Origin of the sequence: Microbacterium oleivorans (genome assembly GCF_001691565.1) — a bacterium.
In the GTDB taxonomy this organism is placed as follows: Bacteria; Actinomycetota; Actinomycetes; order Actinomycetales; family Microbacteriaceae; genus Microbacterium; species Microbacterium oleivorans_B.
In genome coordinates this window covers 1,628,905-1,654,472 of sequence record NZ_MAYO01000003.1, presented here as the reverse complement: position 1 = coordinate 1,654,472, position 25,568 = coordinate 1,628,905, and the positions used below count along the sequence as shown (strand labels likewise).

The 25,568-nt window shown below is 69.3% G+C and carries 32 protein-coding genes; 26 read left to right on the top strand and 6 right to left on the bottom strand.

The annotated features are described in order from the left end of the window. The first annotated feature begins 3 nt into the window (after positions 1-3). The 15 genes from BBA86_RS10795 (at position 4) to BBA86_RS10725 (ending at position 15,090) form a co-directional block, all read left to right on the top strand. Positions 4-963: a carbohydrate ABC transporter permease gene (locus BBA86_RS10795; RefSeq protein WP_065571569.1), complete on the top strand. Its 960-nt coding sequence runs from the start codon at positions 4-6 to the stop codon at positions 961-963. Then, a complete protein-coding gene (locus BBA86_RS10790; protein ID WP_065571568.1) occupies positions 960-1,784 on the top strand; it encodes a carbohydrate ABC transporter permease in 825 nt (274 codons plus the stop codon). Before BBA86_RS10795 ends, BBA86_RS10790 begins: the two co-directional genes overlap by 4 nt. 1 nt (position 1,785) lies before the next feature. Further along, the gene (locus BBA86_RS10785; protein WP_065571567.1) at positions 1,786-2,715 is read left to right on the top strand and encodes a glycoside hydrolase family 68 protein; all 930 of its coding nucleotides are present in this window, start codon (positions 1,786-1,788) and stop codon (positions 2,713-2,715) included. A gap of 12 nt (positions 2,716-2,727) precedes the next feature. Beyond that, positions 2,728-3,114 (top strand): DUF1304 domain-containing protein, encoded by a 387-nt coding sequence (locus BBA86_RS10780; RefSeq protein WP_065571566.1) that lies wholly within the window; start codon positions 2,728-2,730, stop codon positions 3,112-3,114. A gap of 1 nt (position 3,115) precedes the next feature. Continuing rightward, a complete protein-coding gene (locus tag BBA86_RS10775; RefSeq protein ID WP_065571565.1) occupies positions 3,116-4,093 on the top strand; it encodes a Gfo/Idh/MocA family protein in 978 nt (325 codons plus the stop codon). Positions 4,094-4,115: 22 nt separating this feature from the next. Beyond that, positions 4,116-4,715, top strand: a complete 600-nt coding sequence (locus BBA86_RS10770; protein ID WP_065571564.1) for a DUF1349 domain-containing protein — start codon at positions 4,116-4,118, stop codon at positions 4,713-4,715. Between the two features lie 318 nt (positions 4,716-5,033). After that, a complete protein-coding gene (gene kdpF, locus BBA86_RS10765; protein WP_065571563.1) occupies positions 5,034-5,123 on the top strand; it encodes a K(+)-transporting ATPase subunit F in 90 nt (29 codons plus the stop codon). Next, positions 5,123-6,796 carry a potassium-transporting ATPase subunit KdpA gene (kdpA, locus tag BBA86_RS10760; RefSeq protein WP_065571562.1) on the top strand — a complete coding sequence of 558 codons (1,674 nt, stop codon included), beginning with the start codon at positions 5,123-5,125 and terminating at the stop codon, positions 6,794-6,796. The genes kdpF and kdpA overlap by 1 nt, the downstream gene beginning before the upstream one ends. 3 nt (positions 6,797-6,799) lie before the next feature. Beyond that, positions 6,800-8,947 (top strand): potassium-transporting ATPase subunit KdpB, encoded by a 2,148-nt coding sequence (gene kdpB / locus BBA86_RS10755; RefSeq protein ID WP_065571561.1) that lies wholly within the window; start codon positions 6,800-6,802, stop codon positions 8,945-8,947. Between the two features lie 17 nt (positions 8,948-8,964). Then, the gene (gene kdpC, locus BBA86_RS10750; protein ID WP_065571560.1) at positions 8,965-9,579 is read left to right on the top strand and encodes a K(+)-transporting ATPase subunit C; all 615 of its coding nucleotides are present in this window, start codon (positions 8,965-8,967) and stop codon (positions 9,577-9,579) included. Positions 9,580-9,581: 2 nt separating this feature from the next. Next, positions 9,582-12,065: an ATP-binding protein gene (locus BBA86_RS10745; protein WP_065571559.1), complete on the top strand. Its 2,484-nt coding sequence runs from the start codon at positions 9,582-9,584 to the stop codon at positions 12,063-12,065. Continuing rightward, positions 12,062-12,763: a response regulator gene (locus BBA86_RS10740; protein WP_065571558.1), complete on the top strand. Its 702-nt coding sequence runs from the start codon at positions 12,062-12,064 to the stop codon at positions 12,761-12,763. The genes BBA86_RS10745 and BBA86_RS10740 overlap by 4 nt, the downstream gene beginning before the upstream one ends. Before the next feature lie 79 nt (positions 12,764-12,842). After that, on the top strand, positions 12,843-13,988 hold the full coding sequence (locus BBA86_RS10735; RefSeq protein ID WP_065571557.1) for a zinc-dependent alcohol dehydrogenase: 1,146 nt from the start codon (positions 12,843-12,845) through the stop codon (positions 13,986-13,988). Positions 13,989-14,001: 13 nt separating this feature from the next. Then, positions 14,002-14,577: a hypothetical protein gene (locus BBA86_RS10730; protein ID WP_065571556.1), complete on the top strand. Its 576-nt coding sequence runs from the start codon at positions 14,002-14,004 to the stop codon at positions 14,575-14,577. Between the two features lie 186 nt (positions 14,578-14,763). Further along, positions 14,764-15,090, top strand: a complete 327-nt coding sequence (locus BBA86_RS10725) for an ATP-dependent DNA ligase (protein WP_065571555.1) — start codon at positions 14,764-14,766, stop codon at positions 15,088-15,090. A gap of 42 nt (positions 15,091-15,132) precedes the next feature. Here the strand turns inward: BBA86_RS10725 and BBA86_RS10720 are convergent, their stop codons facing one another. Continuing rightward, the gene (locus BBA86_RS10720; RefSeq protein WP_223247121.1) at positions 15,133-15,876 is read right to left on the bottom strand and encodes a manganese catalase family protein; all 744 of its coding nucleotides are present in this window, start codon (positions 15,874-15,876) and stop codon (positions 15,133-15,135) included. 145 nt (positions 15,877-16,021) lie between these two features. On the opposite strand from BBA86_RS10720, the gene BBA86_RS10715 reads away from it, so the two are divergent. Continuing rightward, complete coding sequence (locus BBA86_RS10715) at positions 16,022-16,828, top strand: lytic transglycosylase domain-containing protein (RefSeq protein WP_065571554.1); 807 nt, start codon at positions 16,022-16,024, stop codon at positions 16,826-16,828. A 46-nt stretch (positions 16,829-16,874) separates the two neighbouring features. Here BBA86_RS10715 and BBA86_RS10710 read toward each other — a convergent pair whose 3' ends face one another. Continuing rightward, complete coding sequence (locus tag BBA86_RS10710) at positions 16,875-17,063, bottom strand: hypothetical protein (protein ID WP_065571553.1); 189 nt, start codon at positions 17,061-17,063, stop codon at positions 16,875-16,877. A 380-nt stretch (positions 17,064-17,443) separates the two neighbouring features. On the opposite strand from BBA86_RS10710, the gene BBA86_RS10705 reads away from it, so the two are divergent. The 4 genes from BBA86_RS10705 to BBA86_RS10690 all read left to right on the top strand — a co-directional run bounded on the left by BBA86_RS10705 (position 17,444) and on the right by BBA86_RS10690 (position 19,121). Then, positions 17,444-17,734 (top strand): hypothetical protein, encoded by a 291-nt coding sequence (locus BBA86_RS10705; protein WP_065571552.1) that lies wholly within the window; start codon positions 17,444-17,446, stop codon positions 17,732-17,734. A 103-nt stretch (positions 17,735-17,837) separates the two neighbouring features. Then, the gene (locus tag BBA86_RS10700) at positions 17,838-18,155 is read left to right on the top strand and encodes a hypothetical protein (RefSeq protein WP_065571551.1); all 318 of its coding nucleotides are present in this window, start codon (positions 17,838-17,840) and stop codon (positions 18,153-18,155) included. Between the two features lie 69 nt (positions 18,156-18,224). Continuing rightward, complete coding sequence (locus BBA86_RS10695; protein ID WP_065571550.1) at positions 18,225-18,464, top strand: hypothetical protein; 240 nt, start codon at positions 18,225-18,227, stop codon at positions 18,462-18,464. Positions 18,465-18,572: 108 nt separating this feature from the next. Continuing rightward, positions 18,573-19,121, top strand: coding sequence for a Dps family protein (locus tag BBA86_RS10690; protein WP_065571549.1), 549 nt, complete (start codon positions 18,573-18,575; stop codon positions 19,119-19,121). Positions 19,122-19,199: 78 nt separating this feature from the next. Here the strand turns inward: BBA86_RS10690 and BBA86_RS10685 are convergent, their stop codons facing one another. After that, complete coding sequence (locus BBA86_RS10685) at positions 19,200-19,529, bottom strand: hypothetical protein (RefSeq protein WP_065571548.1); 330 nt, start codon at positions 19,527-19,529, stop codon at positions 19,200-19,202. 59 nt (positions 19,530-19,588) lie between these two features. Here BBA86_RS10685 and BBA86_RS10680 point away from each other — a divergent pair, with 59 nt between their 5' ends. After that, the gene (locus tag BBA86_RS10680) at positions 19,589-19,912 is read left to right on the top strand and encodes an ATP-dependent DNA ligase (protein ID WP_065571547.1); all 324 of its coding nucleotides are present in this window, start codon (positions 19,589-19,591) and stop codon (positions 19,910-19,912) included. A 191-nt stretch (positions 19,913-20,103) separates the two neighbouring features. On the opposite strand, the gene BBA86_RS10675 is transcribed toward BBA86_RS10680, so the two are convergent. Both BBA86_RS10675 and BBA86_RS14600 read right to left on the bottom strand, forming a co-directional pair. Further along, positions 20,104-20,457: a hypothetical protein gene (locus BBA86_RS10675; RefSeq protein ID WP_065571546.1), complete on the bottom strand. Its 354-nt coding sequence runs from the start codon at positions 20,455-20,457 to the stop codon at positions 20,104-20,106. Positions 20,458-20,492: 35 nt separating this feature from the next. After that, entirely contained in the window at positions 20,493-20,648 is a 156-nt protein-coding gene (locus BBA86_RS14600) for a hypothetical protein (RefSeq protein WP_189318456.1), read from the bottom strand. A 110-nt stretch (positions 20,649-20,758) separates the two neighbouring features. On the opposite strand from BBA86_RS14600, the gene BBA86_RS10670 reads away from it, so the two are divergent. Together BBA86_RS10670 and BBA86_RS10665 are read left to right on the top strand one after the other, a co-directional pair. Then, the gene (locus tag BBA86_RS10670) at positions 20,759-20,983 is read left to right on the top strand and encodes a hypothetical protein (protein WP_065571545.1); all 225 of its coding nucleotides are present in this window, start codon (positions 20,759-20,761) and stop codon (positions 20,981-20,983) included. A gap of 33 nt (positions 20,984-21,016) precedes the next feature. Further along, on the top strand, positions 21,017-21,523 hold the full coding sequence (locus BBA86_RS10665; protein WP_065571544.1) for a MarR family winged helix-turn-helix transcriptional regulator: 507 nt from the start codon (positions 21,017-21,019) through the stop codon (positions 21,521-21,523). 18 nt (positions 21,524-21,541) lie between these two features. Here the strand turns inward: BBA86_RS10665 and BBA86_RS10660 are convergent, their stop codons facing one another. Further along, entirely contained in the window at positions 21,542-22,087 is a 546-nt protein-coding gene (locus BBA86_RS10660; protein ID WP_065571543.1) for a flavin reductase family protein, read from the bottom strand. A gap of 223 nt (positions 22,088-22,310) precedes the next feature. Between BBA86_RS10660 and BBA86_RS10655 the strand changes: the two genes are divergently transcribed. From BBA86_RS10655 to BBA86_RS10645, 3 genes are all read left to right on the top strand, one after another. Continuing rightward, positions 22,311-23,300 (top strand): pyridoxal-phosphate dependent enzyme, encoded by a 990-nt coding sequence (locus tag BBA86_RS10655; RefSeq protein ID WP_065571542.1) that lies wholly within the window; start codon positions 22,311-22,313, stop codon positions 23,298-23,300. Further along, on the top strand, positions 23,297-24,454 hold the full coding sequence (locus tag BBA86_RS10650; protein ID WP_065571541.1) for a cystathionine gamma-synthase: 1,158 nt from the start codon (positions 23,297-23,299) through the stop codon (positions 24,452-24,454). Before BBA86_RS10655 ends, BBA86_RS10650 begins: the two co-directional genes overlap by 4 nt. A 130-nt stretch (positions 24,455-24,584) precedes the next feature. After that, positions 24,585-25,568: a Gfo/Idh/MocA family protein gene (locus BBA86_RS10645; RefSeq protein ID WP_065571540.1), complete on the top strand. Its 984-nt coding sequence runs from the start codon at positions 24,585-24,587 to the stop codon at positions 25,566-25,568.

The window sequence follows — 25,568 nt, the reverse complement described above, 5'->3', positions numbered from 1 at the left end:
GTGATGGTCTCTGCTCCTCCCGCTGCTGCGCCGGTGGTCGCCACCGGCGCAGCAGCGCTCGACCCGGCGGCGGCTCAGCGCCGCCGCCGGCGCAAGCTCCGGGCGAGCCTCGCGGCGTACCTCCTGGTGCTCCCCGCCGCCGGCTTCTACGTCTTCTTCGTGCTGCGCCCGATCGCGCTCTCGGCGCAGTACTCGTTCTACGACTGGAACGGCATCGGCCCCGCCACCTGGGTCGGATTCGCCAACTACGTCGAGGTGTTCAGCAACCCGAAGCTGACCGGAGCGATCCTCAACGCCTTCGAGCTGATCATCTACTTCAGCATCATCCCGGTTGGCATCGCGCTGATCGCGGCCAACATGATCCGCGCGATCGCCGCGAGCCGTCTGGCCGGTATCTCGCGGACCGTCCTGTTCCTGCCGCAGGTCATCCCGCTGGTCGCGGCGGGCATCATGTGGAGCTGGCAGCTGTCGACCAACGGAGTCGTCAACCAGTTCCTTCGGCTCTTCGGCCTCGGTGAACTCACCCGCGCCTGGCTCGGCGACTTCTCGACCGCGCTGCCCGCCGTCGGCGTCATCGGCGCGTGGGTGCAGGTCGGGCTCTGCCTCGTCCTGATCCTCGCGGGCATGACGAAGATCGACCCCGCTCTCTACGAAGCGGCGCGCATCGACGGCGCCGGCCCCCTCCGCGAGTTCCTCAGCGTGACGCTGCCCGGCGTCCGCCAGGAGGTCGCCGTCTGCGTCACGGTCACGGTCATCGCCGCGCTCGCCAGCTTCGACATCATCTACATCGCGACGCAGGGCGGTCCGGGCGACAGCACGCTCGTCCCCGGCCTCCAGATCTTCTACCTCGCGTTCTACCAGCGAGAGGTCGGGACGGCGTCGGCGTTCGCGATCGTCCTCATGGCCCTCGTCCTGCTCATCGTCCTCCCGCTGCAGCGCATCCTCCGAGGGAAAGAATCGTGATCGTCCGCGCCCGCGAGAAATGGGTCGGCCGCATCCTGCTGGTCGTCCTCATGCTCGTCACCGTCATGCCGTTCGTCAGCCTTTTCGTGACGGCGCTCCACGCACCCGGGACCTACCCGAGCGGTCTGGAATGGCCGGCCGAACCCCGGTGGGACAACTTCGTCACCGCGTTCCAGTCCGCGAACATGGCGGCCCTCCTCGGATCGAGCTTCCTCATCGAGATCGCGGTCGTCCCGGCCGCCGTCCTCTTCGCGACGCTCGCCGGATTCGCCCTCGGCCAGCTGCGCCCCGCGGGCGGTCGGATCGTCTTCGTCGCGTTCATCCTCGGGCTGACCCTCCCGTTCGAGGGGATCATCACGCCGCTGTACTTCCAGATCCGCGACATGGGCCTCCTCAACACCCGCTGGGCGATCATCCTGCCGCTCATCGGCCTCTTCATGCCGTTCGCGGTCATGTGGATGCGCGCGCACTTCATCACGATGCCGCAGGACCTGTCCGAGGCGGCGCGCATGGACGGTGCCACCACGTGGCAGCTCTTCTGGCGCATCCACATCCCGCTGTCGGTGCCGGCGCTGTCCTCGCTCGCGATCCTGTTGTTCCTGTGGACCTGGAACCAGTTCCTGCTCGCGATCGTGCTCGTCAACGATCCCGAGAAGCGGACGATGGCCGGGGCGCTGGGAGCATTCCAGGGCCAGTACGGGACGGACATCCCGCTCCTGTGCGCCGGGTCGCTCCTCATCCTGACGCCGACGCTCATCATCTTCCTCGTCTTCCAGCGCCACTTCGTCTCGGCGCTGCTCCAGGGCTCGCTGAAGGGCTGAGGTGGCCTTTGCGCTGGACACCCACTGGGTGTGGGACTTCTGGGTGGCCGACGACGGGGAGATCTTCCACCTCTACTACCTGCGCGCGCCGACGTCGCTCGGCGACCCGGAGCTGCGTCATCGGCACGCGCGCATCGGCCACGCGACCTCGACGGATCTGACCGACTGGACCGATCACGGCGAAGTGCTCGGCCCCGGTGCACCCGGCGCTTTCGACGCGACCGCCACGTGGACCGGCTGCGTCGTCCAGGGAGACGACGGGTTGTGGCGGATGTTCTACACCGGCTCGGTCTTCCTCGAGGAAGGCTCCACCCGGAACATCGAGTCGATCGGGATGGCGACCTCGACCGACCTGCACCGGTGGGACAAGCGCGAGGCGTTCGTCCTGCGCGCCGCGGGGGAGTACTACGAGAAACTCGGCGACACGGCGTGGCCCGAAGAGGCCTGGCGCGACCCGTGGGTCTTCCGCGACCCCGCCGGCGACGGCTGGCACATGCTGATCACCGCCCGCGGCGCCGGCGGCACGACGTCCACCGGGGGAGTCGTGGGGCACGCCTGGTCGCCCGATCTCGACACCTGGACGGTGCAGCCCCCGCTGAGCGGCCCGGCGCAGACCTTCGCCCACCTCGAGGTCTTCCAGGTGACGGAGGTCGACGGCACGCCCGTCCTGCTCTTCTGCGCCCCCAGGACGACGGACGGTGCCGAGGGCGTCTGGGCCGTCCGGACGGATGCCGTGCCCCGCGGGGCCCCGGTCGACGAGGCGAGTCTGCTTCTCGCCGCGCCGCACTATGCCGGCCGCGTCGTCCGCGACCGCGCGGGCGAGCCGGTCGTGCTGGCCTTCCTCGGATCTCCCGGGACCGGCGCGGAGCCGATGGGAATCACCGACCCGCTGCCGGCACGAGCTCTCCTGGAGGCCGCGGCTGTCATCTGAGAGGATGACGCCATGATCATCGCCGGGTTGGTGTTCGCGGCGCTCGGCGCCGCCATCCACGTCTACATCTTCTTCCTCGAGTCGATCGCCTGGACCGGGCCTGCTGCGCGGCGCACCTTCGGGACGACCGACGCGACGGTCGACATCACGAAACCGTTCGCCTTCAATCAGGGCTTCTACAACCTGTTCCTGGCGATCGCGGTGTTCCTCGGCATCGTCTTCGTCGCCACCGGGTCGACCGCCGTCGGTGCGACCCTGGTGTTCGTGGGCGCGGGGTCGATGGTCGCGGCGGGTCTCGTGCTCCTCCTGTCGGACCGTTCGAAGGCGCGCGCGGCATTGATCCAGCTCGCCGCGCCCCTCATCGGCGTGGTGCTGCTCGCCATCGGGCTGGCCGTCTGACGTGCAGCTCGCCGTCGTCGGCGCGGGGAAGATCGTCGCCGAGTTCCTTCCCCACGCCTCCGGCATTCCCGGGCTGACGGTCGCGGCGATCGTCGGTCGCGAGGCGAGCCGGGAGAAGCTCGACGATCTGGCGGCCGCGCACGGCATCCCTCTCGTCTTCACCGACCTCGAGGAGTGCCTCGCCGACGGCCGCATCGACACCGTGTGGGTCGCGGTGCCGAACGTGCTGCACGCGGACGTCGCGCGTCGGGCGCTGTTGGCGGGAAAGCACGTGATCTGCGAGAAGCCGTTCGTGCTGCGCACCGACGACCTCGCCGAGCTCCACTCGCTCGCCGCTGAGCGCGGACTCATCCTCGTCGAGGCGATCAACAACCAATACCTCGCGAGCGTGGAATGGATGCGCGAGAACCTTCCGCGCCTCGGCGAGCTCCGGCTCGTGCAGTGCGAGTACTCGCAGTACTCCTCCCGCTACGACGCCTTCCGTGCCGGGACGGTCGCCCCGGCCTTCGACCCCGCCGCGGGCGGCGGGGCGCTGATGGACCTCGGCATCTACACGCTGCACCTCGTGGTCGGTCTGCTGGGCGCACCCGACACGGTCGCGTACACGCCGCGCTGGGAGCGAGGTGTCGACACCTCGGGGGTGGCGGTCCTCGGCTACGGCGATCTCACGGCGGTGTGCGTATGCGCCAAGGATTCTCCGGGTCCCTCTCGCACGAAGATCCAGGGCGTGGACGGCGTCATGGTGTTCGAGGGCCCGCCGAACGAGATCCCGGCGGTCGAGGTGCAGCTGCGCGACGGATCGAGCGAGCGCCTCACCTTCGACGACGAGCCGCATCGGATGCTGGCGGAGTTCCGTGCCTTCGTCCGCATGATCGAAGAGAACGACGTCGCCGAGCGCGATCGGCGTCTCGACCACAGCGCCGCCGTGCTCGACACCGCGGTCCGTGCACTCGAGTCCGCCGGTATCCGGCTGGGCTGACCGGCCCCGCTAGCCTGGCCGGATGAGCGAGATCGCCCGAGCCACCGCGTCCATCGACAGGTCCGAAGGCGCCTGGACGACGCCGCCCGCAGCGGTCGAGGCGCGCGACGGGATGCTGCTCGTCACCGCTGCGGCGGGGAGCGACGCGTGGCGGCTCACCTCGTACGGGTTCGTGCACGACACCGAGCACGCGCTGGTCGCCCCGCTGCCGGACGGCTCGGCGATGGAGGTCGAGTTCGAGATCCCGTTCGAGGCGCAGTTCGATCAGGCGGGGCTCTTCGTCCGCGTCGACGACACCCGCTGGGTGAAGGCGGGCATCGAGTACGCGGACGGCGCTCTCCAGCTGGGCGCCGTGGTGACGGACGGCATGTCGGACTGGTCGCTCGCCCCCGTCCCCGAGTGGAGCGGGCGGAGGATCACCGTGCGCATCAGCCGCGACGGGACTGCGCTGACGGTCCGGGCGGGTGCCGCGGGGGAGGCGTTGCGTCTCGTGCGGGTCGTCCCGTTCGCGACGGATCTCGAGGCGTCGGCGGGTCCGTTCGTGTGTGCGCCTTCCCGAGCGGGGTTGACGGTGCCTTTCACCGCCTGGCGCCGCGGCGACGCCGACGCCGACCTGCACTGAGTCGACCTGCGCTGAGTCGACGGGCGCTGAGTCGACGTGCACTGAGTCGACGTGCACTGAGTCGAGCTCGGCAGCGAAGCGGAGCTCGCATGAGGATCCCGTGAGGAGCGCGCCCGGGGGCGTATGGATTCCGTGAGGACCGCGGGACGGGCCCTCGCCGAGGTGTTCCATCGGGGATGCGCCACACCGGCGCGACGGCCCGAGTAGGGCCTGCGGTCCTCGAAACGGAGCCTCCCTCGTGCTCGACATCGTCTACGTCCTGGGCGTCCTCGCCCTGTTCGTGATCATCGGTCTGTTCGCCAAGGCGGTGGACCGGCTGTGAGCATCTTCGACATCACCGCCGCCGTCCTCGGCGTGGCCGTCCTCGCCTACCTCTTCGTCGCTCTCGTGAAGCCGGAGAAGTTCTGATGGCGTGGCTTCCCGCGGTCCTCACCCTCGCCACTCTCGCCCTCATCCTCGCCGCGGCGTACCGCCCCCTGGGCGACTACATGGCCTGGGTCTACAGTGCGCCGAAGGATGCCCGGGCTGAGCGCGGTCTCTACCGGCTGATCGGCGTCGACCCGGCGTCCGGCCAGACGTGGCAGGCGTATGCGCGCAGCGTGCTGGCGTTCTCGGCGATCGGTGTCCTCGCCGTCTACGGCCTGCAGCGCGTGCAGCAGTGGCTGCCCTGGTCGCTGGGGCTCCCGGCTCCCAGCGAGGCGCTGTCGTTCAACACCGCGGTCTCCTTCGTCACGAACACAAACTGGCAGTCCTACTCGCCCGAGGCGACCCTCGGCTACACGGTGCAGGTCGCCGCCCTCGCGGTGCAGAACTTCGTGTCGGCCGCCGTCGGTCTCGCCGTCGCGGTCGCCCTCGTCCGCGGTCTCGCCTTCCGGCGCAGCGGCACGATCGGCAACTTCTGGGTCGACCTCACCCGTGGCACCCTCCGTCTCCTCCTGCCCCTCTCGGTCATCGCTGCGATCGTCTTGCTCGCGGGCGGTGTCATCCAGAACGTCGCGGGCTTCACCGACGTGACGACGGTCGCCGGCGCGACGCAGAGCATCCCCGGCGGTCCGGTGGCCTCGCAGGAGGCGATCAAGCTCCTCGGCACCAACGGCGGCGGCTTCTTCAACGCGAACTCGGCTCACCCCTTCGAGAACCCGACGGGCTGGACGAACCTCTTCGAGATCGTCCTCATGCTGATCATCCCGTTCTCGCTGCCCCGCACGTTCGGGACGATGCTCGGCTCCGCGCGGCAGGGCTACGCGATCCTCGGCGCGATGGGCGTGCTCTTCCTCGCGTCGACGCTCGCGCTGACCGCCTTCGAACTCGCCGGTCGCGGCACGGCGCCCCAACTCGCCGGAGCGGCGATGGAGGGCAAGGACGTCCGGTTCGGCATCGTCGGCTCGACGATCTTCGGGTCGACGAGCACGCTGACCTCCACCGGCGCCGTCAACTCCATGCACGACTCGTACACCGCGCTCGGCGGGATGATGCCGATGCTCAACATGATGCTCGGGGAGCTCGCTCCCGGCGGCGTCGGATCGGGTCTCTACGGCATCCTCGTGATGGCGGTCATCGCGGTGTTCATCGCGGGTCTGCTCGTCGGACGCACTCCCGAATACCTGGGCAAGAAGATCGGTCCCCGTGAGATCAAGCTCGCGAGCATCTACATCCTCGTCACCCCGATCCTGGTGCTCTCCGGCACCGCGCTCAGCTTCGCGATCCCCGGGGTCCGCGAGGACGTCACGTCGACGTCGATCTGGAACCCCGGCATCCACGGCTTCAGTGAAGTGCTCTACGCCTTCACGTCCGCGGCGAACAACAACGGCTCCGCGTTCGCGGGCCTCACGGCGAACACGCCGTGGTTCAACACGGCTCTCGGGGTCGCGATGCTGCTCGGCCGTTTCCTGCCGATCGTGCTGGTGCTCGCCCTGGCGGGATCGTTCGCCGCGCAGGACAAGGTCCCGGCGACGGCGGGCACCCTCCCGACGCACCGGCCGCTGTTCGTGGGCCTGCTCGTCGGCGTGATCGTCATCGTCACCGCTCTCACCTACTTCCCCGTACTCGCGCTGGGTCCCCTGGCAGAAGGACTGATCTGACCCATGTCCACACTCACCACCTCCGAACTGGCAGCCGGAACCACCCCCGCTGCTCGGCGCGGCATCGACGGCGCCGCCGTCGCGGCCGCCCTCCCCGGTGCTCTCCGCAAGCTCGACCCCCGCGCGCAGTGGCGGAACCCCGTCATGTTCGTCGTCTGGCTCGGTGCGGCCCTCACCACCGTCCTCGCGGTCGCCGAACCCCTCCTGGGCGGACCGGGGGAGTCGGGCGGCACGCCGGTCCCGGTCTCGTTCACCGCGATCATCGCGGTGTGGCTGTGGCTCACGGTCCTGTTCGCGAACGTCGCGGAATCGGTCGCCGAGGGGCGGGGCAAGGCCCAGGCCGAGACGCTCCGCAAGACCCGCACGAGCACCGTGGCCCACCGCGTCGCCGGTTACGACGAGCAGACGGATGCCGCGGCCGAGCGCGTCACGATCGACGACGTCTCGTCGGCGGAACTCGCCCTCGGTGATGTCGTCGTCGTTGCGGCGGGCGACCTCATCCCCGGTGACGGCGACGTCGTCAACGGCATCGCGTCAGTCGACGAGTCCGCCATCACGGGCGAGTCGGCCCCCGTCATCCGCGAATCCGGTGGCGACCGCAGCGCGGTCACCGGCGGCACCCGTGTGCTGTCGGACCGCATCGTGGTGCGGGTCACGTCGAAGCCCGGCGAGACGTTCGTCGATCGGATGATCGCGCTCGTCGAGGGGGCGGCTCGCCAGAAGACCCCGAACGAGATCGCCCTCAACATCCTGCTCGCGAGCCTCACGATCATCTTCGTCGTCGTGGCGCTGATCCTGAACCCGGTCGCGTCCTACGCGGCGGCACCCGTCAGCATTCCGGTCCTCGTCGCGCTCCTCGTCTGCCTCATCCCCACGACGATCGGCGCGCTGCTCTCGGCCATCGGCATCGCCGGCATGGATCGTCTCGTGCAGCGGAACGTCCTCGCCATGTCGGGCCGTGCGGTCGAGGCGGCCGGCGACGTGACGACGCTGCTCCTCGACAAGACGGGCACCATCACCTACGGCAACCGTCAGGCAGCGGAGTTCGTCCCGCTCGACGGGATGGCCCAGGCCGAGCTCACCCGCGCGGCGGCCCTCTCCTCGCTCGCGGACCCGACCCCGGAAGGCAGCTCGATCGTCGACCTCGCCACCCGTCGCGGCGTCGACGTGACCGGGGAGACCGAGGGCGTCATCGTCCCGTTCACGGCGCAGACCCGCATGAGCGGCCTCGACCTGCCGGATGGCTCGTCGATCCGCAAGGGCGCCGGCTCCGCGATCATCGGGTGGCTCGAACAGGGCGGAACGCTGCTGGCCTCCGATATCCGCGCCGATCTGACCGCGCGCGCCGAGGCGATCTCGCAGTCGGGCGGCACTCCTCTCGTCGTCGCGACGAAGGATGCCGCCGGCGCAGGGCGTGTGCTCGGCGTCGTGCACCTGAAGGACGTCGTGAAGGATGGGCTCAGCGAGCGCTTCGCCGAGCTTCGCGCGATGGGGATCCGCACCGTCATGATCACGGGAGACAACCCGCTGACCGCGGCGGCGATCGCGAAGGAAGCCGGTGTCGACGACTTCCTCGCCGAGGCCACGCCCGAGGACAAGCTCGCCTACATCCGCACCGAGCAGGAGGGCGGGAACCTCGTCGCGATGACGGGCGACGGCACCAACGACGCTCCCGCGCTCGCGCAGGCGGACGTGGGCGTCGCGATGAACTCGGGGACGTCGGCCGCGAAGGAGGCCGGCAACATGGTCGACCTCGATTCGGACCCGACGAAGCTGATCGACATCGTCCGCATCGGAAAGCAGCTGCTCATCACACGCGGCGCTCTCACGACGTTCTCGATCGCGAACGACATCGCCAAGTACTTCGCCATCATCCCGGCGATGTTCATGGGGGTCTTCCCCCAGCTCGGGGCGCTGAACATCATGGGCCTGCACTCACCGGCATCCGCGGTCCTGTCGGCGATCATCTTCAATGCGCTCATCATCATCGTCCTCATCCCGCTCGCCCTCCGCGGCGTGCGCTACCGGGCGGGCGGCGCCTCATCGATCCTCGGCCGCAACCTCGCCGTCTACGGCCTCGGCGGCGTCGTCGCCCCCTTCGTCGGGATCTGGCTGATCGACCTGCTCGTCCGCCTCCTCCCCGGTTTTTGAGACAAGGACTCCCCATCATGAACAGCTCCTCCCGCGCCACCGGGCGCACCGTCCTCGTCGCCGTTCGCGCCATGGCCGTCCTGACCGTCGTCCTCGGGGTCGGCTACACCGCGCTCATCACCCTCGTCGGGCAGGTCGCCCTGCCGGGACAGGCGAACGGTTCGCTCCTGCGGGGCGCCTCGGGCGAAGTCGTCGGGTCGTCCCTGATCGGTCAGTCCTTCACGGATGCCGACGGTGCCGCGCTCGCGCAGTACTTCCAGACCCGGCCGTCCGCAGCCGGTGACGGCTACGACGCCGGTGCGTCGTCGGGCTCGAACCTCGGCCCCGAGAACGCCGACCTCGTCGCTGCCATCGAGGAGCGCACGGAGGTCGTCGCCGAGCTCGAGGGCGTCCCCGAGTCCGCGGTCCCCGCCGACGCGGTGACGGCCTCGGCATCCGGACTCGACCCCGACATCAGCCCCGCGTACGCTTCGATCCAGGTCGAGCGCGTCGCCACCGCCCGGAAGCTCCCGGTCTCGGAGGTCCGCGACTTGGTCGCGGAGTACACCCGGGGACCCGATCTCGGGTACCTCGGGGATCCGACCGTCAACGTCGTGGAGCTCAATCTCGCCCTCGACCGGCTAGGAGGCTGACAGTGGGTGGACGGGGACGCTTGCGCGTGCTGTTGGGCGCCGCCCCCGGTGTCGGCAAGACCTACGCGATGCTCGAGGAGGGCAGGCGACTGGCCGCCGAGGGCACCGATGTCGTCATCGCCGTCGTCGAGACGCATGGCCGCGCGGCGACCGCGCGCATGACCGAGGGCCTCGAGCAGATCTCCCGGCGCGAGGTCACTCACCGCGGCGTGACGCTGACGGAGATGGATCTCGACGCGGTGGTCGCCCGGCGTCCGGGTGTCGCCCTCGTCGACGAACTCGCCCACACCAACGCGCCGGGGTCGGTGAACGAGAAGCGTTGGGAGGACGTGCGTCAGCTGCTGGATGCCGGGATCTCGGTCATCTCGACTGTCAACATCCAGCACATCGAGTCCCTCAACGACGTCGTCGAGCAGATCACGGGTGCCCCGCAGCGGGAGACGGTTCCCGACGAGGTGCTCCGCACCGCAGACCAGGTCGAGGTCGTCGACCTCGCTCCGCAGGCTCTCCGCGACCGGCTCTCGGGCGGGCTCGTCTATCCGGCGGAGCGGGTGGATGCCGCCCTCTCGAACTACTTCCGCCTCGGCAACCTCACGGCCCTCCGCGAGCTCGCGCTCCTGTGGCTCGCCGACGAAGTCGACCAGGCGCTCACCTCCTACCGTGCCGAACACGGCATCGACAGTCGGTGGGAGGCGCGCGAGCGTGTCGTCGTCACCCTCACCGGCGGTCCCGAGGGCGAGACCCTGCTGCGCCGGGGTGCTCGCATCGCGGCGAGATCCGCCGGCGGCCAGCTGCTCGCCGTGCACGTCACGACCAACGACGGCCTGCGCAGCGCCGACCCGAGCGCCCTCGCCGAGCAGAGGGCGCTCGTCGAAAAACTGGGCGGCACCTTCCACCAGGTCGTGGGGGACGACGTGCCGACGGCGCTCGTCGAGTTCGCGCGGTCGGTCAATGCGACGCAACTCGTCCTCGGAGTGAGCCGCCGCAGTCGACTCGCGGCGCTCGTCACCGGTCCGGGCATCGGTGCCACCGTCATCCGCGAATCCGGCGACATCGACGTCCACATCGTCACCCACTCCGCCGCGGGCGGCCGGTTCGCTCTGCCGCGGCTGGGCGGCGCCCTCTCGATGCGCCGACGGGTCGCCGGCTTCGCGCTCGCCTTCCTCGGCGGGCCGCTGCTCACGTGGCTCCTCGTGACGTTCCGTTCGGCCGAGTCGATCACGAGCGACGTGCTCAGCTATCAGCTGCTCGTCGTCGTGGTCGCCCTCATCGGCGGGATGTGGCCGGCTCTGTGGGCCGCCGTGCTCAGCGGCGTGACCCTCAACTACTTCTTCGTCGACCCGCTCTACACGGTGCAGGTGAAATCGCCGCGCGAGGTGCTCGCCCTCGCTCTCTACGTCATCATCGGCATCCTCGTGAGCGTCGTCGTCGACCGGGCCGCCCGGACGACACGCGTCGCGCGACGGGCGGCGGCCGAGGCCGAGCTCCTGCAGGCCGTCGCCGGCAGCGTCCTGCGCGGCGGCGGCGCGATCGAGGCGCTCGTGGAGTGGACCCGGGAGGCGTTCCGATTGGCCGGGGTCCGCCTGGTGGCGGGCGAGACGACGCTCGCGTCGAGCGGAGAGCCGTTGCGCGACGGACATCACACCGCGCTGCCGATCGGTGAGCGGGCGGTGCTCGAGCTGCACGGGCACGATCTGCAGGCCTCCGAGCGCCGCATCATCGCCGCGATCGTCTCTCAGCTCGATGCCGCGCTGCAGCGTCAGGATCTCGCCGAGGTCGCGAGCGGCCTCGCGCCCCTCGAGGCGTCCGACCGGGTGCGAAGCGCGTTGCTGTCCGCCCTCAGCCATGACCTGCGCCGTCCCCTCGCGGCCGCGACAGCCGCCGTCGGCGGTCTCCGCAGCGGCACCTACAGCGACCGTGATCGCGACGAGCTGCTGCAGACCGCCGACGAGTCCCTCGGCACGCTCGCCTCGCTCGTCACCGACCTCCTCGACGTCAGCCGCCTGCAGGCGGGAGCGCTCGCCGTCTCGCTGTTCGCGATCGATCCCGCCGACGCGATCCTCCCGGCTCTCGAGGAGCTGGATGCCGGCCCGGCATCCGTCGACATACATCTCGAACCGGATGCCGCCGTCCTCGCCGACCCCGTCCTGCTGCAGCGCGTCGTGGTGAACCTGCTCGCCAACGCGCTCCGCCATTCTCCCGAGGGGGAGAAGGTCCGGGTGGCGACCAGCAGTTTCGGTGGCGTCGTCGAGATCCGGATCATCGACCACGGCCCGGGGATCCCGCCCGAGCGGCGCGATGACGTCTTCGTGCCCTTCCAGCGTCTCGGTGACACGGACAACAGCACCGGTCTCGGTCTGGGTCTCGCTCTCTCGAAGGGATTCGTCGAGGGGATGGGCGGTACTCTCACCCCCGAGGACACGCCGGGCGGAGGGTTGACGATGGTGGTCTCGCTGCCGTTCGCCGCCGAGGAGGAGCACGCATGAGAATCCTCATCGCCGACGACGATCCGCAGATCGTCCGGGCGCTCCGCATCACGCTCTCGGCCCGCGGCTACGAGGTGTTCGCGGCAGCCGACGGCGCGCAGGCGATCTCCGCCGCCGTGGATCACCATCCCGACATCTTCCTGCTCGATCTGGGCATGCCGCAGCTCGATGGCATCGAGGTGATCCACGCGATCCGAGGCTGGTCCGAGGCGCCGATCCTCGTCGTCTCGGGCCGCACCGGAGCAGCCGACAAGGTCGACGCTCTCGATGCCGGCGCCGACGACTACGTCACGAAGCCCTTCTCGATCGATGAGCTGCTCGCGCGCATCCGCGCCCTGACGCGCCGGGCGCCGCAGCAGGAGCCCGACCCGATCACCGAGTTCGGTGCCATCTCGGTCGACCTCGCCGCGCGCAGCGTCACGAAGACGACAGGCGATCACACGGAGCGCGTTCGACTGACCCCGACGGAGTGGCAACTGCTGGAGATCCTGTTGCGCAACCCCGGCAAGCTCGTCACCCGGCAGACCATCCTCACGACGATCTGGGGGAGCGAGCACGTGAGCGACACCGGGTACCTCCGCCTGTACGTGTCGCAGCTGCGGCGCAAGCTCGAGGAGGATCCGGCCCAGCCGCGGCACATCCTCACAGAGGCCGGCATGGGATACCGCTTCGAGCTCGGGGCGTACTCGGCGGGCTGACACGTCCGCGCGCACTGCGCAACCCCCTCCCTCCTCGCGTGCCCGGCGACCAGGCTCGCCCGGAACCTGAGGAGGACCGATGAAGGCCATGACCTATCGCGGACCGTACAAGATCCGCGTCGACCGCAAGCCCGACCCCGTGATCGCGCATCCGAACGACGCCATCGTGCGCGTCGAGCTCGCGTCGATCTGCGGCTCCGACCTGCACCTGTACCACGGCATGATGCCCGACACCCGGGTGGGCCACACCTTCGGGCACGAGTTCATCGGGTGGGTCGAGGAGGTCGGGTCCTCCGTGCAGACCCTCAAGCCCGGCGACCGGGTCATGGTCCCCTTCAACATCTACTGCGGCTCATGCTTCTTCTGCGCGCGTGGGCTGTACTCCAACTGCCACAACGTCAACGCCAACGCGACGGCGATCGGCGGGATCTACGGGTACTCGCACTCCACCGGCGGGTTCGACGGCGGTCAGGCGGAGCTCGTGCGCGTGCCCTTCGCCGACGTCGGCCCCCAGGTGATCCCCGACGACATCGCGTCAGAGGATGCTCTGCTGCTCACCGACGCGTTCTCGACCGGGTACTTCGGTTCGCAGCTCGCCGACATCGTCGAGGGTGACACCGTCGTCGTGCTCGGAGCGGGCCCGGTCGGTCTCGCCGCCGCTCGCTCGTGCTGGCTGATGGGCGCCGGACGCGTCATCGTCGTCGACCACCTCGACTACCGCCTCCAGAAGGCACGCGAGTTCGCGTTCGCCGAGACCGTGCACTTCGGTGAGGTCGACGACATCGTGCTGACGCTGAAGAAGATGACCGACGGGCTCGGCGCGGACGCCGTCATCGATGCCGTCGGCGCCGAGGCGGACGGACACGTCCTGCAGCACGTCACGGCCGCGAAGCTCAAGCTCCAGGGCGGTTCGCCCGTGGCGCTCAACTGGGCGATCGACGCGGTCCGAAAGGGCGGTACCGTCTCGGTCATGGGGGCGTACGGTCCGCTTTTCAGCGCCATCAAATTCGGCGACGCGATGAACAAGGGACTCACGATCCGAGCCAATCAGGCGCCGGTCAAGCGGCAGTGGCCACGGCTGCTCGAGCACATCCGAGCGGGTCACATCGCCCCTCGCGAACTCATCACCCACCGTTTCGACCTCGAGGACATCGCCGAGGGGTACCACGTGTTCTCGTCCAAACTCGACGGCATCGTCAAGCCCGTCGTCACGTTCGGCGCCTGAGCGAGGAGGAACCATGCCGTACACCGCAGACAAGCCCGGCCAGACCCCCGATCCTGACGAGCTCAGTCGTCGCATCCCCGGGTGGGGCGCGGACCTCGACCCGGCGGACCGACCCGCCTTCCCGCGCGAGCAGCCCGGGATCGAGACGGGCGCGCACTGGGAGATCCCCGAGCAGCAGCCCGGCGGTGCCGGTCGCGAGCGTTCGATCGAACACCGACGCCTCACGCCGGTGTTCGGCACCGCCCAACCGCTCCACGGTCTGTCGGGCGTCATCCGTCGCATCGCGTACGCGCGCTACAGCGAGGGGCAGACCCCGCACTGGATGCTGCTGATCCTCGGCGATCGCGTCGAGTCGGCCGGTGCGCACGTGAGATCGCTGTTCTCGCGGCATCCCGATGATCCGTTCTCCCAGTCGGGGGTGTTCGGCGAACGCGGGCGGCGCCCGATCGCGTCGAGGTTCGGGCGACGCCGCGTCGACGTGAAGCACACCTGGATGGACCCGCTCCTCGTCGTGGGTCCGTGGGTTGTGGCCGCAGTCGTCGTCGTCCGGATCGCGCGCGCGGCGTTCGTACCGGCATCCCGCCGCTGACGCCGGCCCGGGCGACACGCCCGGGCCGACATCAACTCCCGGCGCATGACGCGCCGGGGGTTGCGGGGTGCGCCGGAGGCGAGGAACGTGGCTGTTCAACGGAGGAGCGCCGCCCCGCGGATCCGCAGCGCTGCTGGCGCGGTGTGTTCGCGGTCGGTAGAGGGCTCCTCGGCCGGAGGGCCGCCCATGGGCCGATTCAACTACAGCAGCCAGGTGAAGGCCGAAGTCGAGGACAGGGCGCTCGCCCACCTCCAGGTCGTCATCGGCAACAAGCTCCGCCGCGGCGAATCCTTCTTCTTCACGTGGCGAGACGACGCGAGCATCGGCGACGGACGACGATCCGTCTGGATCCACCCGTCCGCCGACCTCGACTTCAAGTACTACGGGTCCCGCGCGCCGGCCCTGAACCGGACGTGGCTCGAGAAGCTGGCGCACGCGGCGAACTCGACGGGCGGGCTGTTCATCATGTCCGAACCGCACGACGAAGGCACGGGCGCGATCGAGACGATCTGAGCCGAGGGATGCCGGGCCACGCCGCCCGGCATCCCTGACGCCTCAGGACAGCTTGTCTTTGATGACGCCCTCGGCTTTGTCGAGGAGATTCGGCTTCGCGTCCGTTCCGTAGAAGCGCGGGTCGGGCTGCGTCGGCGGCGGCATCGGCGCGGAGGTATCGGGACCGTCGAGGTAGGTGAACTCGCCTTTGCCGTCGGGGGTCGGGCCGCTCGCCCACGAGCCTTCCGCGGCCGCATGCCCGTCGGAGAAGGTGATGTACTCGTACGAGTGCTCGCGCGCCTCGTTGGAGAGCGGGAAGTTCAGGGGCACGGGGATGTCCTCGACCCCCTCCTCGCGGAGCTCCTGCGCGGCCCGGATCCACTGGTTCTGGTGCATCGTGTCGCGTGCGAGCAGGAATGAGAGCATCTCGCGGACGCCGTGGTCGTCGGTCATGTTGTAGATCCGCGCGACCTGCAGGCGACCCTGCATCTCGGCGTTCGCGTTCGCCGTGAAGTCGGCGAGCATGTTGCCACTCGCCGTGACGTACGACGCCTGCCAGGGGTTGCCGTTGCTGTCCACCGGCCTGACGCCTGCGCCCGCGACGATGGCCGCCTGCACATCCATGCCGCCGATCACGGCGCCGAGAACCGGGTCTGATGCCGCAGCGGCCTCGCTCTGCTCGACCGGGGCTTTCTCGAGCAGCTGCGCGATCATGATCGCGAGCATCTCGACGTGTCCGAACTCCTCCGCGCCGATGCCGTAGAGCAGGTCGCGGTCTCCTGTCCGGTCCGAGCGACGCAGGAGGATGCCGGATGCATCGACGTCGCGTTTCGGGACCGTAGGCACCCGCGACAAAGTCGGTGAGGGGCCTTGGCGGGCTAACCGTCGCGTGCGACGCGTGCACAGGGATGCGGGTTAGCGTTGACGGGCATCGAACCCGGGGAGGACGCGCATGGCACGACGCCGGACGCGCTCCTCTGCGCGCACGGGGAGGCGACGACTCGCGGCGCTCGCCGTCGGAATCGGCGTCGCGCCGGCCACGATCATCATCCTCCTCGCCGCGTGCCTGCCCGCAGCGGGGGGCTCATCCGAACCGCAGGGAACCCCGCTCCCGCCGGTGTCCTCGCGGTGGGCCGACACCCCGTCCCCGGCGCTCGCGGTCACGGGAGCGGACCCCTCACACGCGCCGGCGGTCGACCTCGTCGACGGAGCGTGGGCGTCGCGGGTCGCGGAGGTCACCGGCATCCCCCGTCGTGCCGTCATCGCCTACGCGGCAGCTGATCTCACCGTCGCGCACGAACAGCCCTCGTGCGCCATCGCCTGGAACACCCTCGCCGGAATCGGGTCGGTGGAATCCCGGCACGGGTCTTACGGAGGTGCTCGGCTCGGCGAGGACGGCCTGGTGTCGCCGCGCATCCTCGGGCCGCGCCTGACCGGCGACGGGGTGGCGGCGATCGACGACACCGACGGCGGTGACCTCGACGGCGACGACCAGTGGGATCGGGCCGTCGGCCCGCTGCAGTTCATCCCGGAGACCTGGCGCCGATGGGGCGCGGACGGTAACGCCGACGGTGTTCGGGACCCGAACCAGATCGACGACGCTGCGCTCGCCGCCGCGCGCTATCTCTGTCGCCGAGGTCCGATGACGACCGAGGCCGCATGGCGGGATGCCGTGTTCACGTACAACCCGCTGACCCGCTACATCGACGACGTCGCGACCCGCGCCAACCAGTACGCGCAGAGCGTCGCCGTCAGCTGACGCGCCGAACGCCGCACCTTCGAGGTGCGGCCTTCGGTCGAGGTCGTCAGTCTCTGCGGTTGAGTGATCTGCTCGAGTCCGCCGAGTCGGGGTCGACCCCCGGCTCCACCTGCTCGATCGGAACGGCGTCGTCGTTCGCGGCGGCGTGCGACACGGCCTCGATGGGATCCTCGTCGGGCAGGTCGCCGCCCGGGATGGGGGCGTCCGGGTCGGGCACGGCCTCGTGATCGGTCATGAGTGCTCCTCTCGTTCCCCCGAACGTATGCGGCGGAGCGTTCGAGGCGGAGGGCCTTGCGAAGGTGAGGCCCCGGCGATAAGCCCGATCGCCGGGGCCTGTCATAAGCGCGGGAGAGGATCGGTGACCCGAACACCTCACGTCTCGACCGTTCGCCTACTTACCTTGCGGTTATCACCGTACGTGCGCCAGGAAATCCCGACGGGGCCATTGACTCCGGCAGCAGCAATCTGCTAGTTCATCCGCGCAGCTAACCCCGCTCTCGCGCGGTGTCAAGCCCCTCAGTTCCCGTGCGATGCGGGGAGATGGTGAGGGCCATACAAGCCTCGCCCTGCGGTGGTCATCGTCGACCCCTGCGCGCGTCACCTCGGAGGTGCATCATGAGTGCGGACCCCGTCCCTCACCTTTCTCTGGAGCCGCTGTCGCCGACGACGTGGCGTCTCTGCGACACGCGTGTCGCCCGTTCCGACGCCACGAGTGTGCTCGCCTACGTGGAGGAGTCGCAACGCGGCGGCTACGACGTCACATGGGTCCACGGCGGTGCAGGAACCGCATGGTTCCGCGGGATGGACGAGCTGTTGGTGGGTGCGGCCCAGCACCTCGCCGCCTGCGCGTCGCGACGACGGAAGCCGAAGCCGATCGCTCATCGGCCGCCTCTCGCGGCCTTGTGAGGTCGCCCTAACCCCGAGCCCCGTGACCTGTCAAGAAGGTGACACGCGGCCGGAGAGGCCGGAAGCTGGATGCCGGAAACCCGACGGAAGCCGAAAGGACGAGATGACCCGCATCGACATCTCCTACGGCGGCCAGTGGTACAGCGTCGGCGACCGGACCCTCGAGGACGTGCACCGTGAGATTCAAGAGGGCGCTCGCGATGGCCAGCATTGGCTGGCCGTCAACGACGGTGAAGGAAGCGCCAGCCCGGCCTACCTGTTCATCACCCCCGGCGTACCCATCGCGGTCATCCCCGTGCCGGAATCCCGCGAGACCCCCGCGGAGGGACACGTCGCCGCTTTCGAGGACACGGAGCACGAAGGGTTCGCGCCGCTGTGGAACGGCCCGACCATCCACCCCGACCGGCCCCGCCTCCACTGAGGCATATCCACCTCCACGGCACCGGTCAAGGGGATGACCGCTGCTCATGCCTACGCCCACACTGGCGTCATGAGCGATCCACAAGACGCCGGTCGTCCCGGCGAAGCGGTCCAATCCGAGCCCGCCATGTCGCAGAACCCCGCTGACGCCGCGCAGAAGCTCGACGGCATCGTCGTCCAGACGCGTGCGGACCTCGCCGGTCAGGAAGGGCTCGATGGTGCGAGCGTGCTCGTACAGCGGCTTGAGGATGCCGGCCTCGACCTCACCGACGACGAGATGGCTGCCGCCGTCGCCCGCGTCCAGGCCTGATCCAGACTCCGAATTATCACCGGTTCCGAGGCCGCGCAACCCGCTGACGACCCCGTGCCTTCGATCTAGCGTGGGATCACCACGTTCCGCGACAGAAGGGTGTGTCCCATGACGACCACGCAGACGAAGCCCGCCACCCGAAACAAGCGCCGCCCCGCGAAGTCGGGTGCGCAGCTGACCGACGAGCAGAACGCCGAACGCGGCTTCACCGCCTCGAAGAAGCTGAGCGACAACCTGCAGGCAGTCCTCGTAGACCTCCTCGAACTGGCGATCCAGGGCAAGCAGGCCCACTGGAACGTCGTCGGCAAGAACTTCCGCGACACGCACCTCCAGCTCGACGAGATCATCGACGCGGCGCGCGAGTTCAGCGACACGGTCGCCGAGCGGATGCGGGCGCTCCACGCCGTTCCCGACGGTCGCAGCGACACGGTCGCCGAGACGACCACGCTTCCTGAGTTCCCCCACGGCGAGGTCTTGACCGCCGACGTCATCGATCTGGTGACAGAGCGCCTCGAGGCCGTCATCGGCACATGCCGTGAGGTGCACGACGAGGTCGACGACGAAGACCCCACGAGCGCGGACATCCTGCACAGCATCCTCGAGAGCCTCGAGCAGTTCGCGTGGATGATCAGTGCGGAGAACCGCACGCCCCGGTGACCCCCGGACTCCACGGCCTGTAGCACTCACATCGCGGCGAGCCCCCACCGCACGGGGACTCGCCGCGATGGCGTTTTGTCATTCCGTGCGACTGGTGTCCGCCTCGTCGTCGAACATCCGCGATGTCAGCTGGATTCCCCCGGAAGAACTGGCCGAGGCCGCGAGCTCCTCGATCCACGCACGGTCGAGTGTCGGCGGCTCAGCCTCGTCGAAGACGAACCGGAGCGGGATCGCCGGATGCAGCCATATGGTGGTCCGCCCGACCGGCGAGTCGTCCGGGTGCTGCCAGGACAGTGTGAAGCTCTCCGCGCGGCGGAGCTTGGTCGCCACCACGACCTTCAGGTGAGCGAGCGCCCGGTCGTTGATGCGGATGGGCATCGCCGAGCCGCCGTAGTAGATCAGGCCCATGGGGACACCATAATGGGAGGGCGTCGTCTCGCGATCGAGATGACAAGACAGGAGCCGTTGTGGGCAAGTTCATCTATGAGGATTCCATCAAGGTGGACTTCGAAGACCGCACGCTGGCGCACCTGCAGCAGGTGATCGGCAACAAGCTCCGTCGCGGCGAGTCGTTCCACTTCACGTGGCGCGATGACAAGAGCATCGGCGAGGGGCGCACCTCCGTCTGGCTTCACCCGCACGCGTCGCTCGTCTTCAAGTACTACGGCAGCCGTCAGTCGCGCATCAACCGCGCGTGGTCCGAGGCGCTCATGTACGCAGCCAACTCACCGGCGGGTCTTCATCTGGTGCCCGAGCCCGCGGACGCGGGAGAGGCAGACGCCGGCGCCTGAGGCGCGGCATCCGCTTCGCGTAAAAAACATGCCGCCCCGTCGACACCGTGGGGGGGCGGTGGACGGGGCGGCACGAGTCATTGGCCGACGACCGGGTCAGACGAGTAGCGGCGGAGTTCCGAATCGCTCGGTGAAGTCCGCGGCGAGCGCGTCTTCGTATGCATCCGCCTCGTCGGTGAGGTCGGGATGGCTCATGCGGCCACCACCGCGCGTCGCGTCTCGGCGCGCGCCGCGGAGATCTCGGGAATGTCGAGATCGGCGTCGAGGACGAGTCCGCCGTTGGATGTCGCCTGGTCAGCCATCTCTCGCAGCGTCGCAGGGTTCAGAGCGATCGCTGCCGACTGCTCGTAGACGAAACGCAGGGGGATAGCGGGCTGGAACCACAGCGTGGTGCGTCCCTCGCCGTCGTCCCCGGTTCCCTTCCAGGAGACCACGAAGCTCTCGCTCCGGCGCAGCTTGGTCGTCGCGATCGCGGCGAGGTGGGCGAGGATGCGGTCGGGCATGACGATGGGGGATTCGACGTTCCCGTAGTAGAGGCTTCCCATGACGTTCTCCTGGTGTGGGTGCGGGTGGGTGAGGGTTAGTGGTCGACGGCCCGAGCCGTTGTGCGGTGCGGGCGCTGTCGTGAAAGCGCATCGAAGATGCGGTCCCGCAGGCCCGTACGCGGCTCGGGGATGAGCGCGACGCCGATCGCCGCGAACGGCGCCGGGATGGGGTGTGCGGGTGTGGGTGTCATCGATCCGTTCCTTATTTACTAGCTAAACAATACATCTAGTAGATTTCATAAGTCATGTCTATCATTGATTTCGACAAGGACACGAACTGTCACAGACTTAGACATGTAAGGTGGTGAAGCCGATGGAGGTGCTCGACTTGTTCAGCTCCGTGGACGTCAGTGAGGAGACCGCGACGTGGCACGAAGTGGAGAAGGGCTTCTGGGTCGGCAACACCCACGGACGGTTCGTAGGAACCGTCGAGAAAGGTCGTACCGGTTGGATCGCCCGCGATCACGCCGGGGGGCTCGTGGGAACATATCCGGACGCGGCCGAGGCTCGGGCGGCGATCGGATGATGTTGGACACCCGTCACGAGCCGAGGAGCTGACATGCCTCAATCCATCGTGCGACACGAGCACACCCACCTCTACGCTGCCCAGCCTCAGACAGAGTCGGGCCGGCGTCTCAGCAGTGCCATCCTCGAGCTCCGCCACGCCGAGCAGGTCCAAGCCGACAGGTCGCAGCGGATCTCCGGTCTCGGTGGGATCGACCTCACAGCGCTCCGCTATCTGGTGCAGGCCCGTCGCGAAGAGCGCGAGATCAGCCCGAAGGACCTCATCGTGATGCTCGGTACGTCGAGCGCCACCGTCACCAACGTGATCGAGCGTCTGGTCGGCAAGGGATACGTCCTGCGCGAGCAGCACCCGACCGACCGCCGGGCACACTACCTCGTGCCGACCGAGTCGGCAGGCGATCTCGTCGACGAGGTGTACGGCGCCCACCATGCGGCCGTCGTCTCGGTGATCGACAACCTCGACGAGAAGGACGCCGCGACGACGGCGGACACCATTCGCCGGATCGCCGCGGCTCTCGAGGAGCTCGCACGACGCTCGTGACGACGGCCTAGGGCCCGGTCACAGGGCGGTGTCGGGGCCCAGCCGGTGCCAGGTGCGGCTGTGGTAGACGAGCGGCGCCGACGTCTCGCGCGCGATGTTGGCTTGGATGGCGTGAGCCGCGATAACGGTGGAGCCACCGGCATCCATTCGATCGATGACGGCGCACCGCACCCATGCGCGGACCCCGTTGTACACAGGCTCGCCCGTCACGAGGCGCGACCAGGGGAGTTCGGCGAAACGATCGATCCCGCTCGTGGCGCCCACCTCGGCGACCCGAAGGTCGTCCGAATCGAGGAGGTGGACGACGACGGTCTCCGCCGCGGCCAGTACGGGCGCGGCGGACGACTGCGCGGACACCGAGAAGATGAGCAGGGGCGGGTCGGCGCTGACCGACGACACCGACGTCGCCGTGAGTGCGACGGGACCGTCCCCGGCGTCAGCGGTGATGACGGCGACGCCGCCCGGGTGACCGCGGAACACGGCTTTGAACTCGTCGGGGGACAGCGACTCCGAGAACCCGGAGACGGCCCGGTCGTCCGGTGCGGCGTGTGCGGGAGAAGTCATACGACGAACCTACGTTCGCGCAGCGGCAGCGAGGGTCATGTGTCCGAACCTTTCCTTCTGTTGCGGCAGATGACGACCGCCGCGGATGCCGGGGGTCCGCTACTCTGGTCGGGTGCTGACCCTTCGCTGTTGTCGTCGCTGACCGCCGGATCCCCGGCGATATCCGCGACCCCACACAGCGACCGCACCTCTGCGCGTGCGGCATCCCGTCAGGAAGAAACTCGTGCGTTACGCCACCTCCATCGCCGATCTCGTCGGCAACACACCGCTCGTCCGCCTGAACAAGGTCACCGAGGGCATCGCCGCCACGGTCCTCGCGAAGGTCGAGTACTTCAACCCCGGTAGCTCGGCGAAAGACCGCATCGCGCGGAACATCATCGACGCCGCCGAGCGTGACGGTCATCTGAAACCCGGTGGCACGATCGTCGAGCCGACGAGCGGCAACACCGGTGTCGGCCTCGCCCTCATCGCGCAGCAGCGCGGCTATCGCATGATCTTCGTCGTCCCCGACAAGTTCGCCGGCGAGAAGGTCGCCGTCCTCAAGGCGTACGGTGCCGAGGTCGTCATGACGGCGACGAGCGTTCCGCCCGAGCACCCCGACTCCTACTACAGCGTGTCGGATCGGCTCGCAGCATCCATTCCCGGCGCGTTCAAGCCGAACCAGTTCGCCAACCTCAACGGGCCGCGCGGACACTATGAGACGACCGGACCCGAGATCTGGCGCGACACCGACGGCGCACTGACCCACTTCGTCGCCGGCGTCGGCACGGGCGGGACGATCAGCGGCACCGGGCGGTTCCTCAAAGAGGCGTCGTCGGGGCGGGTCACTGTCGTGGGAGCCGACCCGGAGGGGTCGATCTACTCCGGCGGCGACATCCACGGCTACCTCGTCGAAGGGGTGGGCGAGGACTTCATGCCCGCAACCTTCGATCCGACCGTCGTCGACGCGTACGAGCGGGTGGGGGATGCCGAGGCGTTCGCCATGACGCGACGACTGGCCCGTGAAGAGGGGCTCATGGTCGGCGGTTCGTCGGGCATGGCGGTCGTGGCGGCGCTCCGCGTCGCCCGCGACCTGCGCGCCGACGACGTCCTGGTCGTGCTCCTGCCCGACCACGGCCGCGGCTATCTCAGCAAGATCTACGACGACGAGTGGATGACCTCCCACGGCTTCTCCGTCGCCACCGAAACCGAGACCACAGGGAGCCTCGCATGAGTGCACAGTCCTCCGCTCGCGGCTTCGCGAGCCTCGCCGTCCACGCCGGTCAGGAGCCCGACGCCGCCACCGGCGCCGTCATCCCCCCGGTTCACTTCTCGACGACCTACGCGCAGGACGGCATCGGTGGCCTCCGCGGCGGGTACGAGTACGGCCGCAGCGGCAACCCGACCCGTACGGCGCTGCAGACGCAGCTCGCCGCGATCGAGGGCGGCTCGCACGCCCTGTCGTTCGCCTCCGGCCTCGCGGCTGAGGACGCGCTGCTGCGCGCCGTGCTGCGCCCGGGAGACGAGGTCCTCCTCGGCAACGACGTCTACGGCGGCACCTTCCGCCTGATCTCGCGCGTCCTCGGCGACTGGGGAGTGAAGCTCCGCGTCGTCGACATGAGCGACCTCGACGCCGTCCGTGCCGCCGTCGCCGAGAAGGCGCCTCGCATCCTGTGGGTGGAGACGCCGTCCAACCCGTTGCTTCGCGTCACCGACATCCCCGGCCTCGCCGAGGTCGGCCACTCCGTCGGAGCCCTCGTCGTCGTCGACAACACGTTCGCGACGCCCGCGCTGCAGCGTCCGCTCTCGTTCGGCGCCGACGTCGTCGTGCACTCGACCACGAAATACCTCGGCGGTCACTCCGATGTCGTCGGCGGCGCGCTCGTCATGAACGACGACGCGCTGGCTGAGAAGGTCGGCTTCATCCAGTTCGCCGTCGGCGCCGTGTCGGGCCCGCTCGACGCGTGGCTCACGACGCGCGGCATCAAGACGCTCGCCGTGCGCATGCAGCGTCACAGCGAGAACGGCATGGCGGTGGCATCCTTCCTCGACGGACACGACCGGGTCGCGAAGGTCTACTACCCGGGCCTGGCGTCGCACCCCGGCCACGAGCTCGCGGCGCGGCAGATGTCGGGTTTCGGCGGAATCGTGTCGCTCGCGCTCGAATCGGGCGAGGCGGCGCGGCGCTTCGCTGAGTCGCTGCGGCTGTTCACTCTCGCCGAATCGCTCGGCGGCGTCGAGTCGCTCGTCAACTATCCCGATGCGATGACCCATGCCTCGGTGCGCGGCACCGAGGCGGCCGTACCTGTCGAGGTCGTCCGGTTGTCGGTCGGCATCGAGGACATCGACGACCTGCTCGCCGACATTCAGCAGGCGCTCGAGGCCTGACGACGGCGGCGCGGCGGCGTGGTGCCACGTGTGCCGAGTGCAGGGAGAACGGTGTGATCGCGGCGCCACCGGCATCCGAAGCGCTCCTGAACCTGCATTCGGTCCGCCGCGCGAGCGATAGCGTGGCCGGATGACACACGCACGTTGGGCCATCCTCGGTGCCGGAGCGATCAGCGGGGACTTCGCCCACGCGCTCCCCGATTCGGAGCTCGGGCGTCTCTACGCCGTGGGCGCGCGTGACATCTCGCGGGCGGAGGAGTTCGCCGCAGCTCACGGCGCAGCCGTCGTCGGCACGTACGACGAGATCCTCGACCGCGACGACATCGACGCCGTCTACATCGGCACGGTTCACACGACGCACACCGAGCTCGTGCAGCAGGCCCTGGCCGCAGGCAAAGCCGTCCTCTGCGAGAAACCGCTCGGCGTCTCGCCGGCGGAGACGGATGCCGCGATCCGCGCCGCGCGCGACGCGGGACTCCCGCTCGTCGAAGCGTTCAAGTACCGCTTCGGCCCCTTCGCCGACCGTCTGCGCGACCTCGTCGGCGGGGGTGCGCTCGGCGACCTCGTCGAGATCGAGTCCTCGCTCGGGTTTGCCGCCGGGTCCCACACCGGGAGGCTGTTCGACCCCGCGACGGCGGGCGGTGCGATCCTCGACGTCGGCTGCTACCCGCTGTCGCTCGTCGTCGGCGTCGCGGCCTGGACGGGGCGCGACCTGTCGGAGCTGGCCGTGCCGGCGGCGGCGGGCACGATCGGCGAGACCGGCGTCGACGTGAGCGCGGCGGCATCCATCGATCTGGGCGGCGCGTCGGCGAACATCCGCACCGCGATCGTGCACGACCTCCCGCGGCTGACGCGCATCGTCGGGCGCGATGCGACGCTCGAGATCCCGAACGTGTGGGGGAGTCGCACCGACAGCACCGAGGCGGCGACCCTCATCCGCACCGACGGCACGCGCGAGGAGATCGAGGTGCCGACGGTGCAGCCGATGGCGGCCGAGGCGGATGCCACGATCCGCGCGCTCCGCGATGGGCGCACCGAGGCGCCCGAAGTGCCCTGGGCCGAGACCCAGACGATCGCGCGGCTGCTTGCCGAGTGGCGCGCCGCTATCGGCTGA